Below are 13378 nucleotides of genomic sequence, written 5' to 3' on the forward strand. Positions count from 1 at the left end.
CGGCGAGCGTGTCGATCCGGGTGTCTCCCGTTCGACGCATGGGTGAGCGGCGGGGAGAGGCTCCGCCGCCCGGCCGAAGGAGCCACCATGCCCCGCTATCTCTCGCTCGTACGCGTCGACGAGTCCACCGCGCCGCCCGAGGGCCCCAGCCCCGAGCTGATGGAGCGGATGGGCGAGCTGATCGAGGAGATCACCAAGGCCGGCGTCATGCTCGACACCGCCGGGCTCACCCCGCACAGCCAGGGCAAGCGGGTCCGCTGGGAGGGCGGCGGGCTCACGGTCACGGACGGGCCGTTCACCGAGTCCAAGGAGGTCGTCGGCGGTTATGCGCTCATGCAGTGCAAGGACATGGACGAGGCGATCGAGTGGACCAAGCGGTTCCTGCAGACCCACGAGGCGTACTGGACCGTGACCTGTGAGGTCCGGGAGATCGCCGAGGGCTGAGCCGTCCCTGGCCTCGGGGTGCCCGAGGGTGTTGCATGGTGGGCTGTGGAACCACAGCCCACCGAGCCACAGCCCACCGAGCCACAGCCCACCGAGCCACAGCCCACCGAGCCACAGCCCACCGAGCCACAGCCCACCGAGCCACAGCCCACCGGGCCCGCCGCCGCCCACGCCATCGAGACCGTCTTCCGCCTGGAGTCGCCCCGCGTCATCGCCGGCGTGGCCCGGATCGTCCGGGACGTCGGCATCGCCGAGGAACTGGCGCAGGACGCCCTGGTCGCCGCCCTGGAGCAGTGGCCCCGCGACGGCGTGCCCGACAACCCCGGCGCCTGGCTCATGGCCACCGCCCGGCACCGGGCCGTCGACCTGATCCGGCGCCGCGAGACCTACGCCCGCAAGCTGCGGGAGATCGGCCGGGACCGCACGCTGTCGTCCCCGCCGCCGTACGACGAGCCCGGCGACCCGGACGCCATCGACGACGACCTGCTCCGGCTCGTCTTCACCACCTGCCACCCGGTGCTGTCCCCGGAGGCCCGCACCGCCCTCACCCTGCGCCTCCTCGGCGGCCTGACCACGGCAGAGATCGCCCGCGCCCACCTCGTCCCGGAGCCGACGATCGCCCAGCGCATCGTCCGCGCCAAACGCACCCTGGCGACGAAGAGCATCGCCTTCGAGGTGCCCTGCGGCCCCGACCGCGAGGCCCGCCTCGGCTCCGTCCTGGACGTCATCTACCTGATCTTCAACGAGGGATACGCGGCGACCGCCGGCGACGACCTGCTCCGCCCCGGTCTGTGCGAGGACGCGCTGCGGCTGGCCCGCGTGCTGTCCGCGCTGATGCCCAAGGAGCCGGAGGTGCACGGCCTGACCGCGCTGCTGGAGTTCCAGGCGTCCCGCACCGCCGCCCGCACGGGTCCGGACGGCGAACCCGTCCTGCTCAAGGACCAGAACCGCCGCCGCTGGAACCGCATGCTCATCGCCCGCGGCGTCCAGGCCCTCGACCGCGCCGGCGCCACGGCGACCGGTGCCCCGGGCCGCTACGCCCTCCAGGCGGCCATCGCCGCGTGCCACGCCCACGCGTACACGTACGAGGAGACCGACTGGCGGACCATCGCCACCCTGTACGGCCTGCTGGCCGCCCGTGCCCCGTCCCCGGTGGTCGAGCTGAACCGCGCGGTCGCCGTGGCGATGGCCGACGGCCCCGCCGAGGGCCTGAAGCTGGTGGACGCCCTGGCCGCCGCACCCGCCCTGCGCGACTACCACCTGCTGCCCAGCGTCCGCGGCGACCTGCTGGCCCGGCTCGGGCGTACGGCGGAGGCCCGCGCGGAGTTCGGGAGGGCGGCCGGCCTGGCACGCAACGACAGGGAACGCGAACTGCTGCTGCGCCGGGCCGGCGAGGTGCCGTCCTAGGCCCTAGGCGGGCCCGCCCACGAGCATGGTGGGCGCCCCGGCGACCCGGGTGAGGAACACCGTCGCCGCGTTCGGTCCCTGTGGCTTGACCTTCCTGCGCAGCTCCTCCGGCTCGACCGCCGACCCGCGCTTCTTCACGGTCAGCGTGCCGACCTCGCGCTCGCGCAGCAGAGCCTTCAACTTCTTGACATTGAACGGGAGTTGGTCGGTGATCTCGTAGGCGGAGGCGTACGGCGTGTGCCGCAGCCCGTCGGCGGTGACGTAGGCGATCGTCGGGTCGATCAGCCCGCCGTCCAGGTGTTCGGCCACCTCGGCGACCAGATGGGCGCGGATCACGGCACCGTCCGGCTCGTACAGGTACCGTCCCACCGGGCGCACCCCGGGATCGGGCAGGCCACGGCCGAGCAGTGTGCGCGGGCCGGGCAGCAGCGTGGCACGGACCGCCCCCGGCGCCCCTGTCCCGAACCACAGCACCGCCTCCTTCACATCGCCGCCGTCGGAGATCCACTCCGCCTCGGCCCCGGCGGGGACCGCCTCGTGAGGGATGCCCGGGGCGACCTTGAGCGCGGCCGTCCCGGCGGCCGAAGCGGCTCCCACGGCCCACGACAGCGGCGGCGAGTACGCCTCCGGGTCGAAGATCCTGCCGCGGCCCCCGCGGCGCGCCGGATCCACGAAGACCGCGTCGTACCCGGTGGTGTCCACCTCCGTGACGTCCGCCTCGCGCACCTCGATCAGCTCCCCGAGCCCCAGCGCCTCGGCGTTCGCGCGGGCCACGGCGGCCGTCACCGGGTCCCGGTCCACGGCGAGCACCCGGATCCCCGCGCGGGCGAACGCGATCGCGTCCCCGCCGATCCCGCAGCACAGGTCGGCCACGGACGTCACGCCGAGCCCCCTGAGCCGCTCGGCGCGGTACGTCGCCACACTCGTCCGCGTCGACTGCTCGACCCCGTTCGGCGTGAAGAACATCCGCCCGGCGTCCGCCGCCCCGAACTTCGCCGCCGCACGCTGCCGCAGCCGGGCCTGGCCGAGCGCGGCCGACACCAGCTCGGCGGGATGGTCGCGGCGCAGCCGGGTGGCGACGGCGAGTTCGTCCGCCGGGGCGGTGTCGCGGACCTCGTCGAGGAGGGCACGGCCTTCGGTGGTGAGGAGCAGAGCGAGGTCGTTCACCGGGTCATTGTGGGCCAGTCGGTGGATCGTGCGCCTCCGGCGGCGGTGTCGGCCCGGGATCCGGACCCTGGCCTGGGAGGATCCGGCACCATGCGACTAATCGTACAAAACGATAAAAATCAGAACCGAATCAGGCGTCCGGTCCTCGCCCGTGGAGCCGCCGCCCTGATCTGCGCCGCCCTCCTCGCAGGCTGTGCCGGCCCCCACGTGACCCGCCCCGCGCCCGGTCAGGGCGGCCCCGCGCACACCCTGAGTCCCCAGGCCCGCCAGGCCGCCGAACACGCCCGTCTGGTCGCCGCCGCCCGCCGCTGGGGACTGGACGAGGTCCCGCTGACGCCGCCGCCCCCGCCCGTGAAGAAGCCGCACATCACCGCCCGGGCCGGCTTCGAGGTCGACCACCAGGAGGACTGGGAGCTGCCGCCCGTCTTCACCACGATCCCCACCCGGCAGAAGATCGTCTTCCTCACGATCGACGACGGTTCGGAGAAGGACCCGGACTTCCTGCGGATGATGCGGGAGCTGAAGATCCCGTACACCGCCTTCCTCAGCAACTACCTGGTCGAGGACGACTACGGCTACTTCCGCAGGATGCAGTCCTACGGTCACACCCTCAACAACCACACCCTGCACCACCCCTACCTGCCGGGCCTGTCCTACGAGGAGCAGCGGGACGAGATCTGCGGCATGCAGGACATCATGCAGAGGCAGTTCGGCAAGCGCCCGACGGTCTTCCGTCCGCCCTACGGCGACTACAACCAGGACACCCTGCGCGCCGCCAAGGCCTGCGGCATCCGCTACGCGCCGATCTGGAACGAGGAGGTCTTCGTCGACCACTGGGAGTACCGCGAGGACGACCAGAAGATGCGCCGCGGCGACATCGTCCTCACCCACTTCCGCGGCCGCTCCGACTGGAACGGCACGATGGTCGACGACATGCGCCGCTTCCTGAACAAGGTCACCCGCGAGGGCTACGCCGTGGCCCGCCTGGAGGACTACCTGTGAGCTACCGCGGGAGCGCCGAGCCCCCACGGCCGACCCCCGGAAGCGCGACGACCAGCGACTCGCGGAGACGACACCCGGACGCTGCCTTCGGCGGCTCGGGGGTGGGCGGCGCGCGGGTCGGTTCTGGCGGCTCGGGGGTGGGCGGCGCGCGGGTCGGTCCTGGTGGTGCGGGGGCCGGCGGCGCGCGGGTCGGTTCTGGTGGTGCGGGGGTGGGCGGCGCGCGTGTCGGTTCTGGTGGTGCGATGGTGGACGGCGCGCGGCTCGGTTCTGGTGGTTTGGGGGCGGGCGGCACGTCGGCCGACTTTGGTGACCGGGGGGTGGGGGACGGGCGGGCTGTCTTCGGTGGTTGGGAGGCGGGGGGCGTGCGGGTTGGCTTTGGTGGTTTGCGGGCGGGGACCGCGCGGGCTGGGTCCGGTGAAGTGCGGGCGGGGGGCGTGCGGGTTGGCTTTGGTGGTTCGCGGGCGGAGACCGCGCGGACTGGCTCCGGTGGGGGGCGGGCAGGCGGTGTGCGGGCTGGTTCCGGTGACATGCGGACGGGGGGCGTCCGGGCTGTCCTTGGTGGTTGCCGGGCGGAGACCGCGCAGGCTGGGTCCGGTGATATGCGGACGGGGGGCGTCCGGGTTGCCTTCCGTGGTTTGCGGGCGGGGACCGCGCGGGCTGCTTCCGGTGGGTGGCGGGCGGGGCGCGCGCAGGTTGCCTTCGGGGGGCGGTGGGTGGGTTCCGGGTGGCGTGCCGGTCGGACGCTGAGCGTGCTGCTCGCCTCGGCGCTGCTCCTCACCGGCTGCGCCCAGTCCGTCGACCCCATCGAACGCCTCGGCATGAAGGCGGCCGAGGGCGTATATCCGCCCGCCCCCGCCGCCGACCGGGCCTACCTCCGCTGGGGCCTGACCGAGCCCCTCGCCCGCCCACCGCGTCCCACCGCCCGCACGCTCGCCCTCACCCCGCACACCGCCGGCCGCGCCCTGCCCCGCGTCATGGACCATGTCCCCACCCACGACCGGGTCGTCTTCCTCACCTACGACGACGGCGCCGACAAGGACCCCCGCTTCGTCGACATGGTCCGCGAACTCCGGCTGCCCCTCAGCATGTTCCTCACCGACAGCGTCGCCGGCCCCGGCTACGGCCACTTCGCCCGCCTGCACCGGCTGGGCGCCGGCATCCAGAACCACACCCTCGACCACCGCGCGCTGTCCGGCCTGCCCTACGCCGGCCAGCGCGCCGAGATCTGCGGCCAGCAGGACAGGCTCGGCGCCCGTCTCGGCCTGCGCCCCCGCCTCTTCCGCCCGCCGTACGGCTCGTACGACACCACCACGCTGCGCGCGGCGTCCGACTGCGGCATCTCCACGCTCGTCCTGTGGCGCGCCGCCATGACCCCCACCGACCTCGTCTACGCCCACGGCGCACACCACCTCCGCCCCGGCGACATCATCCTGATCGGCCCGGACGAGACAACGGGCCCCAGCCTGCGCGACCGCACCGTCCGGGCCCTTCGCAGGGTCCAGCAGCGAGGGCTGACGGTGGGCCGGCTGGAGGACTACCTCCGGTAGATCCAGCCAGGGGGTCCGGGGGCGGCAGCCCCAGGGACGGCGGGGCGAACACCGGCCACGACCCCACTCCACGAGCCCCGTCTTCGGCCGACGCGCCGCACGGCATTGGCACTCCGCTTGACCGAGTGCTAACCGCAGTCATAGTCTCGGCTCTGGCACTCCCCACTGGAGAGTGCCAACTACGCGACGGGCAGGTCCGGCACCCGCGACGACGGATCGACCTGGTCGCCACCTCAGACAGTTAACCCCGTGAGATCTCCGAAGGGGGAGGTCGGATCGTGACGACCACCAGCTCCAAGGTTGCCATCAAGCCGCTCGAGGACCGCATCGTGGTCCAGCCGCTCGACGCCGAGCAGACCACCGCCTCTGGCCTGGTCATCCCGGACACCGCGAAGGAGAAGCCCCAGGAGGGCGCTGTCCTCGCCGTGGGCCCGGGCCGCTTCGAGAACGGCGAGCGCCTGCCGCTCGACGTCAAGGTCGGCGACGTCGTCCTCTACAGCAAGTACGGCGGCACCGAGGTGAAGTACAACGGCGAGGAGTACCTCGTCCTCTCGGCTCGCGACGTGCTCGCGATCATCGAGAAGTAATCACCTCGAGCAAACCTTTGCTCCTGAGCTGCGCCCCTGGCCCCCGCGACCGATAACGAAGCCGGGCGCCCGGGGCGCAGTTGTCTTTACTCCCACAGATTTCCGAGAGGGCTTCCGCTGTCATGGCGAAGATTCTGAAGTTCGACGAGGACGCCCGTCGCGCCCTTGAGCGCGGCGTCAACAAGCTGGCCGACACGGTGAAGGTGACGATCGGCCCCAAGGGCCGCAACGTCGTCATCGACAAGAAGTTCGGCGCCCCCACCATCACCAACGACGGTGTCACGATCGCCCGCGAGGTGGAGATCGACGACCCGTACGAGAACCTCGGCGCGCAGCTGGTCAAGGAGGTGGCGACCAAGACCAACGACATCGCGGGTGACGGCACCACCACCGCCACCGTTCTCGCCCAGGCGCTGGTCCGTGAGGGCCTCAAGAACGTCGCCGCCGGCGCCTCCCCGGCCGCCCTGAAGAAGGGCATCGACGCCGCCGTCAAGGCCGTCTCCGACGAGCTGCTCGCCTCGGCCCGCCCGATCGACGAGAAGTCCGACATCGCCGCCGTCGCCGCGCTGTCCGCCCAGGACCAGCAGGTCGGCGAGCTGATCGCCGAGGCGATGGACAAGGTCGGCAAGGACGGTGTCATCACCGTCGAGGAGTCCAACACCTTCGGTCTGGAGCTGGACTTCACCGAGGGCATGGCCTTCGACAAGGGCTACCTGTCGCCGTACTTCGTGACGGACCAGGAGCGTATGGAGGCCGTCCTCGACGACCCGTACATCCTCATCAACCAGGGCAAGATCAGCTCCATCCAGGACATGCTGCCGCTGCTGGAGAAGGTCATCCAGGCCGGCGCCTCCAAGCCGCTGCTGATCATCGCCGAGGACGTCGAGGGCGAGGCCCTGTCGACCCTGGTCGTCAACAAGATCCGCGGCACCTTCAACGCCGTCGCGGTGAAGGCCCCCGGCTTCGGCGACCGCCGCAAGGCGATGCTGCAGGACATGGCCGTCCTCACCGGTGCCACCGTCATCTCCGAGGAGGTCGGCCTCAAGCTCGACCAGGTCGGCCTGGACGTGCTCGGCTCCGCCCGCCGCGTGACCGTCACCAAGGACGACACCACGATCGTCGAGGGTGCCGGCAAGGCCGAGGACCTCACCGGCCGTGTCGCGCAGATCAAGGCCGAGATCGAGAACACCGACTCCGACTGGGACCGCGAGAAGCTCCAGGAGCGCCTCGCGAAGCTGGCCGGCGGCGTGTGCGTGATCAAGGTCGGCGCCGCCACCGAGGTGGAGCTGAAGGAGAAGAAGCACCGTCTGGAGGACGCCATCTCCGCGACCCGCGCCGCGGTCGAGGAGGGCATCGTCTCCGGTGGTGGCTCCGCCCTGGTGCACGCCTCCAAGGTCCTCGAGGGCAACCTCGACAAGACCGGCGACGAGGCCACCGGTGTCGCGGTCGTCCGCAACGCGGTCGTCGAGCCGCTGCGCTGGATCGGCGAGAACGCCGGCCAGGAGGGCTACGTCATCGTCTCCAAGGTCAAGGACCTGGAGAAGGGGCAGGGCTACAACGCCGCCACCGGCGAGTACGGCGACCTGGTCAAGGCCGGCGTCATCGACCCGGTGAAGGTCACCCGCTCCGCCCTGGAGAACGCCGCCTCCATCGCCTCCCTGCTGCTCACGACCGAGACCCTGGTCGTCGAGAAGAAGGAAGAGGAAGAGCCGGCCGCCGCGGGCCACGGCCACGGCCACGCCCACTGAGGCATCTCACAGCTGAGGCCCGGCCCCCTTTCGGGATGCCGGGCCTTCGGCCTGTCCGCAGCGCCTACTGCTCCAACTCGTCCAGTGCGCCCAGCTGCTGCATCAGCCCCAGCTGGTCGTGCTGCCACCAGACCTCGGCCAACTTCCCGCTGTCGCCGAACCGGAGCATCGTCAGCCCGGACATGGTGACCTGTCTCCCGGTGGGCGCGATCCCCAGGAAGTCGCCCTTGTGGGTGGCGTTCCAGGTCCACCGCGCACAGGCCCGGTCGCCCTGGGCGAACACGTCCTCGACCGTGAACGCGAAGTCGAAGCCACGGCGCCACATCCGGATCTCGGCGCGGAAGTTGTCCAGGCCGATGGTGTCCTGCGGATTGACCGGGTCACGGCTGTGGATGTCCTCGTCCACCAGGTCGTTGAGCGGCGGCAGTTCGCCCGGGGTCGCCAGCGCCGCGAAGAACCGCCGCACGGTGTCCTCGGCCAGCCGCTCGTCCCGCACGACGTCCAGATCGGTGAACGTCGGCATCTCGTCGCACAGGGCGACCATGTCCTGGAAGATCCTGTCGGTCTCCGGCAGTTTCGAGTTCCGCATCGCCTCCTCGTACGACGGGAACTCCACCACTTCGACGATGTGCGCCGCGTCCGAGCGGTCCTTGCCGACCAGCGCGTGCGTCGCCGTCCGCTTTCCCCTGGTCTGCTCGACCCAGTCGTCCATGAGCCGGTTCATCTCGTCCAGCCGGCTCGTCCTGCACTCGATGAGCTGTACGAAGGTCATGACGCCGCCTCCCGGCCCCCCTGGCCCGGTTTCCGTCACGCTCATTTTCGCACCGGGACGGCAGCGCCACCCGTCCGCTACCGGGGCCCGTACTTGCGTCCCGTCCGGGAGGAGATCCCGCTCATCAGCCCGCGCGGGGTGACCTTCACCAGGCCCATCAGCGCCTTGTAGCGGGGGTCGGGGATCGACAGCGACTTCCCGCGCGCCAGGTCCGCCAGGGCCGCCGCGACCAGCTTGTCGGCGTCCAGCCACATCCACCCCGGGATGTTGTCCGTGCCCATCCCGGCCCGCTGGTGGAACTCGGTGCGCACGAAGCCGGGGCACAGGGCCATCAGGCGTACGCCGCTGCCGGCCAGGTCCTTGGCCGCGCCCTGGGTGAACTGCACGACCCACGCCTTGGAGGCGCCGTAGGTGCCCCGCGGCACGAAGGCGGCCACGGAGGCGACGTTGACGATCCCGCCCCGCCCGCGCTCGCGCATCGCCTCGGACGCCGCCGATGTCAGCCGGAGCACCGCCTCGCAGTGCACCTTGAGCATCCGCAGCTCGTCGGCCATGGGCACCTCGAGATAGCGGCCCTTGTTGCCGAAGCCGGCGTTGTTGACCAGCAGGTCGACCGGGTTCTTCCGGTCGCCGAGGCGGTCGGCCACCGACTCGATGCCCTTGTCCTCGGACAGGTCGGCGGTCAGCACCTCCACCTCGATGCCGTGCCGGTCGTGCAGTTCGGTCGCCTGTTCGCGCAGCCGTGTGGTGTCGCGTGCCACCAGGACGAGGTCGTGCCCGTCAGCCGCCAGCCGCCGCGCGAACGCGGCGCCGATCCCCGCGGTCGATCCCGTAATCAGAGCCGTTGTCATGGCCCAAGGGTAGTGACCCGGAGCGTGCGCGTCCGCTGGCGCGGGACCCGGAGGGCAGCCCGGCCGACGCTCGCTCAGCCCTGCTGCGACATCACGTACTTGCGCGCCGCGGCAAGCGTCTCCGCGTGCAGCGCCTCGCCCGCCGCGAGCACCCGCGGCAGCAGTTCCCGCTCGGTGGTGACCGCGCGGAACTGCATCGCCGCCGTCACCCCGTGGTCCGGCCGGTGCACGATCTCGACGGCATCGCCCGCCCGTATCTCACCCGGCTCGATCACCCGGAGGTAGGCACCCGTTACGCCCTTCTGCGTGAACCTCTTGACCCAGCCGCGCTCGCCCAGATGGCCCTGGAACGTACGACACGGGATCCGGCCCGAGGTCACCTCCAGAACCGGCCCGGCCCCGATCCGCCAGCGCTCGCCGATCAGCGCCCCGGAGACGTCCAGCCCGTCCGTCGTCAGGTTCTCCCCGAAGCAGCCGTTGGCCAACGAGCGGCCCAGTTCGCGCTCCCAGGCATCGAGATCCTCGCGCGCGTACGCGTACACCGCCTGGTCGTCCCCGCCGTGGTGGCGCAGCTCGCACACCGCGTCCCCGGCCAGCCCGCTGCCGCCGACCCCCTTGGGACCCGGCGCCGTCACCCGCACCGGTCCGTCGGCCGGCTTCTTGTCGATACCCGTCACGCCCTCCGCCTGGTCCGTGTACGGCACCGGCTGCGGGCGGCCCAGATTGACCGTGAGAACCCTCATGCCCGCACGGTACGGGACCGCACCTCAAAGCGTCGAGCCAATATTGCGCGCAGTCCCCAAGTGACCCTTATGCTTGAAGGGTGATCGAGGCCCGTCATCTCCGCGTCCTGCGCGCCGTCGCCACCACCGGTTCCTTCTCGGCGGCGGGACGCGAACTGGGCTGCACCCAGCCCGCCGTCAGCCAGCAGATGAAGGCCCTGGAGACCTCGGTCGGCACCCCGCTGCTGGTCCGCAGCGGCCGCGAGATGCGACTGACGCAGGCCGGGGAAGCCCTGGTCAGACACGCCTCCGGCATCCTCGCCGGGCTCACCGCGGCCGAGGAGGAGGTCGCCGCCATCGCGGGCCTGCGCGCCGGCCGGGTCCGGCTGGTCTCCTTCCCGAGCGGCACCTCCACCCTGGTCCCCACCGCCCTCGCCGCCCTGCGCGCCGCCCATCCCGGCACCCGTGTCTCCCTGGAGGAGGCCGAGCCCCCGAAGTCCGCCGAGCTGCTGCGCGAGGGCGACTGCGACCTGGCGCTGGCCTTCCGCTACGAGGGGGCGGCGGTCACCGAGGACTGGGACGACCTGGTCGTACGGCCGCTGCTGACGGACCGTCTGGTCGCTCTGGTCCCGGAGCGGCACCCGCTGGCGCGGGCGCGGTCCGTCGCCATCGGCGAGCTGGCCCAGGAGCCGTGGATCGCGGGCTGCCCGCGCTGCCGCGGCCAGCTGGTCGAAGTCTGCGAGGGGGCCGGTTTCACCCCGCGCATCGACTTCGCCACGGACGACTACCCGGCGGTGGCCGGCCTGGTCGGCGCCGGCCTGGGGGTCGCCGTACTGCCGCAACTGGCGGTGGAGTCGGTACGGCCCAGGGGCGTGCGCACGGTACGGCTGGAGCCAGCGGTGCGGCGCGAGATCGTCGCCCTCACCCTGCCCGACCTGGCACAGGTGCCGGCTGTGGCGGCGACGCTGGAACAGCTGGCCCGGGCGGCCGGGCGCGCCTAGGAGCCCGCGGCAGAATCAAGGGCACGCGCGTGGCGTGCCCTGGTGGAAGGGGAAAGGGCGCACCCGGAGGGCCATGGGTGCAGAAACGTTCCTTCAGTGGTTGGGGGCCGTGTCCGCGCCGACGGCCGACGCCGTCACCAGGCGGTTGCGCGCGCGCCCCATCAGCTCCTCACGCTCGTCCTCGGTCAGGCCGCCCCACACGCCGTACGGCTCGCGCACCGCGAGTGCATGCGCCGCGCACTCCGCGCGCACGGGGCACCTCATGCAGACCTCCTTGGCCGAGTTCTCGCGAGCGCTCCGAGCCGCCCCGCGCTCGCCCTCAGGGTGGAAGAAGAGCGAGCTGTCCACGCCGCGGCAGGCAGCCAGCAGCTGCCAGTCCCACAGGTCCGCGTTCGGTCCGGGAAGGCGGGAGAAATCTGCCATTACGTGACCCCTTGTAGCCGTTCTGAGCGGATACGGTGCCAACGACCGTACATCTCCGGTCTAAGGAGATGAAAATATGACTCATTGCGAATCTAGCCTCGGACACCACGAAACGGGAAGAAAATAGGCCGAATGGGGCATAGTTGTGATGAAAAGTTGAGGGTCTTTCGTCCATGTCTGCTCTGTGTCGAGGCCCTCACGTAGAGTGCCGAAGACGGCACGCGGCCCCGTAACTCTTTCGAGTGACCGTCGTTGAGAGTGCGGAGGCGGTTGAAAACACAAGCGCTCGGGCAGGCGTCCGAGACGGTCGACCGCACAGGTGACGATTCCGTACCAGCCTGGAGGCTCAAGGTGACGCGCATCAGCTGCGGAGGGCGGTCATGACATCCGTCCTCGTCTGCGACGACTCCCCGCTTGCCCGAGAGGCGCTCCGCCGCGCGGTCGCGACCGTGCCCGGCGTCGAGCGTGTGACGACGGCGGCCAACGGCGAGGAAGTCCTCCGCCGCTGGGGCGCCGACCGCTCCGATCTCATCCTGATGGACGTGCGCATGCCCGGCCTGGGCGGAGTGGAGACCGTGCGCCGTCTGCTGTCGGCCGACCCCGGCGCACGCATCATCATGCTCACCGTCGCCGAGGACCTCGACGGTGTGGCCCTCGCGGTCGCCGCCGGCGCCCGCGGCTACCTGCACAAAGACGCCTCGCGCGCGGAGCTGCGGGCCACGGTGACGCAGGCCCTCGCGGACCCGACCTGGCGGCTGGCCCCGCGTCGGCTCCGCTCGGCCGAGATGGGTGCCGCGCCCACGCTCACCGCACGTGAGATCCAGGTCCTGGAGGGCATGAGCCACGGCCGCTCCAACGCCGAGATCGGCCGCGAGCTGTTCCTCTCCGAGGACACCGTCAAGACGCACGCGCGGCGCCTGTTCAAGAAGCTCGGCGCCTCCGACCGGGCCCACGCCGTGGCGCTCGGCTTCCGCTGGGGACTGGTCCGGTAGGCAGTGCCCAGCCCTGCGGGGCAGGCGGGGCCGGCCGCCACCGGGGCAACGCTCCCGGAGCCGGACGCGTATCCGCCTCCCCTGGCAGCAGCCGGCCACCCCGCCGGCACTGGAACCGCCTGGGAAAGGGGGCGCGGCACGCTCCTCGGGATGCCCGGGCGGACTGCCGGCTTTCGGGTGTTCGGGCCGTCCGGCGACTTCGGTGTGGCGGGGTGTAGTGCCGACTTCCGCGTGTCCGGGCTGTATGCCGGCTTGCGGATGTCGGGGGTGTGCGGCGGCTTCTGGGCGTCGGGATTGTGCGGCGGTTTTCGGGTGTGCGGGCGTGCTGACGGCTTCCGTGGGTCCGGGCCGTGCGGCGGCCTTCGGGTGTGCGGGCGTGCTGCGGGCTTTCGTGGGTCCGGGCCGGGCGGCTGCTTTCGGGTGTCCGGGCGTGCTGACGGCTTCCGTGGGTCCGGGCCGTGCGGGGATTTCCGGGGCTTCCGGCCGTGCGGGGATTTCGGGGGGCTCCGGGCTGTATGCCGGCATCGGTGTCGCCCGGCCGTTCGCCGAACCGGAACCGAATCCCGCCACGACGCACTCACGGCAGCACGCCGGGCCCCGGCCGTGTGTGACGCCGGACGAGGGGTTCCGGGGGCGTATCGGAGTGTCCTGGGCGGGAGCGGGGACGCGCGCGTGCGTGCTGCCACGGGACCCTCGGTCGTGGGGCGCGCCGCCA

The 13378-nt window shown here is 71.8% G+C and carries 13 protein-coding genes; 8 read left to right on the forward strand and 5 right to left on the reverse strand.

All coding sequences use genetic code 11. From position 1 onward, the window contains the following. Window positions 1-87 precede the first annotated feature (87 nt). A complete protein-coding gene (locus tag ABZ624_RS00135; protein ID WP_360081299.1) occupies window positions 88-444 on the forward strand; it encodes a YciI family protein in 357 nt (118 codons plus the stop codon). A gap of 174 nt (window positions 445-618) precedes the next feature. Further along, window positions 619-1851 (forward strand): RNA polymerase sigma factor, encoded by a 1233-nt coding sequence (locus tag ABZ624_RS00140; protein WP_360082099.1) that lies wholly within the window; start codon window positions 619-621, stop codon window positions 1849-1851. Between the two features lie 3 nt (window positions 1852-1854). Here the strand turns inward: ABZ624_RS00140 and ABZ624_RS00145 are convergent, their stop codons facing one another. Further along, window positions 1855-3018: a class I SAM-dependent methyltransferase gene (locus ABZ624_RS00145; RefSeq protein ID WP_360081300.1), complete on the reverse strand. Its 1164-nt coding sequence runs from the start codon at window positions 3016-3018 to the stop codon at window positions 1855-1857. A gap of 90 nt (window positions 3019-3108) precedes the next feature. Here ABZ624_RS00145 and ABZ624_RS00150 point away from each other — a divergent pair, with 90 nt between their 5' ends. The 4 genes from ABZ624_RS00150 (at window position 3109) to groL (ending at window position 7902) form a co-directional block, all read left to right on the forward strand. Beyond that, a complete protein-coding gene (locus tag ABZ624_RS00150) occupies window positions 3109-4020 on the forward strand; it encodes a polysaccharide deacetylase family protein (protein ID WP_360081301.1) in 912 nt (303 codons plus the stop codon). Between the two features lie 818 nt (window positions 4021-4838). Then, entirely contained in the window at window positions 4839-5567 is a 729-nt protein-coding gene (locus ABZ624_RS00155) for a polysaccharide deacetylase family protein (protein ID WP_360082101.1), read from the forward strand. Between the two features lie 278 nt (window positions 5568-5845). Beyond that, window positions 5846-6154: a co-chaperone GroES gene (gene groES, locus ABZ624_RS00160; protein ID WP_020132158.1), complete on the forward strand. Its 309-nt coding sequence runs from the start codon at window positions 5846-5848 to the stop codon at window positions 6152-6154. 122 nt (window positions 6155-6276) lie between these two features. Continuing rightward, the gene (gene groL, locus ABZ624_RS00165; protein WP_360081302.1) at window positions 6277-7902 is read left to right on the forward strand and encodes a chaperonin GroEL; all 1626 of its coding nucleotides are present in this window, start codon (window positions 6277-6279) and stop codon (window positions 7900-7902) included. A gap of 64 nt (window positions 7903-7966) precedes the next feature. Here groL and ABZ624_RS00170 read toward each other — a convergent pair whose 3' ends face one another. The 3 genes from ABZ624_RS00170 to ABZ624_RS00180 all read right to left on the reverse strand — a co-directional run bounded on the left by ABZ624_RS00170 (window position 7967) and on the right by ABZ624_RS00180 (window position 10268). After that, window positions 7967-8674, reverse strand: a complete 708-nt coding sequence (locus tag ABZ624_RS00170; RefSeq protein ID WP_360081303.1) for an ester cyclase — start codon at window positions 8672-8674, stop codon at window positions 7967-7969. A 77-nt stretch (window positions 8675-8751) separates the two neighbouring features. Next, a complete protein-coding gene (locus tag ABZ624_RS00175; protein ID WP_360081304.1) occupies window positions 8752-9525 on the reverse strand; it encodes an SDR family oxidoreductase in 774 nt (257 codons plus the stop codon). Window positions 9526-9599: 74 nt separating this feature from the next. Next, window positions 9600-10268 (reverse strand): MOSC domain-containing protein, encoded by a 669-nt coding sequence (locus ABZ624_RS00180; RefSeq protein WP_360081305.1) that lies wholly within the window; start codon window positions 10266-10268, stop codon window positions 9600-9602. Window positions 10269-10348: 80 nt separating this feature from the next. Here ABZ624_RS00180 and ABZ624_RS00185 point away from each other — a divergent pair, with 80 nt between their 5' ends. Further along, window positions 10349-11248, forward strand: a complete 900-nt coding sequence (locus ABZ624_RS00185; RefSeq protein ID WP_360081306.1) for a LysR family transcriptional regulator — start codon at window positions 10349-10351, stop codon at window positions 11246-11248. A 93-nt stretch (window positions 11249-11341) separates the two neighbouring features. On the opposite strand, the gene ABZ624_RS00190 is transcribed toward ABZ624_RS00185, so the two are convergent. After that, window positions 11342-11671: a WhiB family transcriptional regulator gene (locus tag ABZ624_RS00190; RefSeq protein ID WP_191871889.1), complete on the reverse strand. Its 330-nt coding sequence runs from the start codon at window positions 11669-11671 to the stop codon at window positions 11342-11344. A 380-nt stretch (window positions 11672-12051) separates the two neighbouring features. Here ABZ624_RS00190 and ABZ624_RS00195 point away from each other — a divergent pair, with 380 nt between their 5' ends. Further along, window positions 12052-12663, forward strand: a complete 612-nt coding sequence (locus tag ABZ624_RS00195) for a response regulator transcription factor (RefSeq protein WP_003948568.1) — start codon at window positions 12052-12054, stop codon at window positions 12661-12663. The last annotated feature ends 715 nt before the right edge of the window (window positions 12664-13378 follow it).

This window comes from Streptomyces sp. NPDC007205 (assembly GCF_040634095.1).
In the GTDB taxonomy this organism is placed as follows: Bacteria; Actinomycetota; Actinomycetes; order Streptomycetales; family Streptomycetaceae; genus Streptomyces.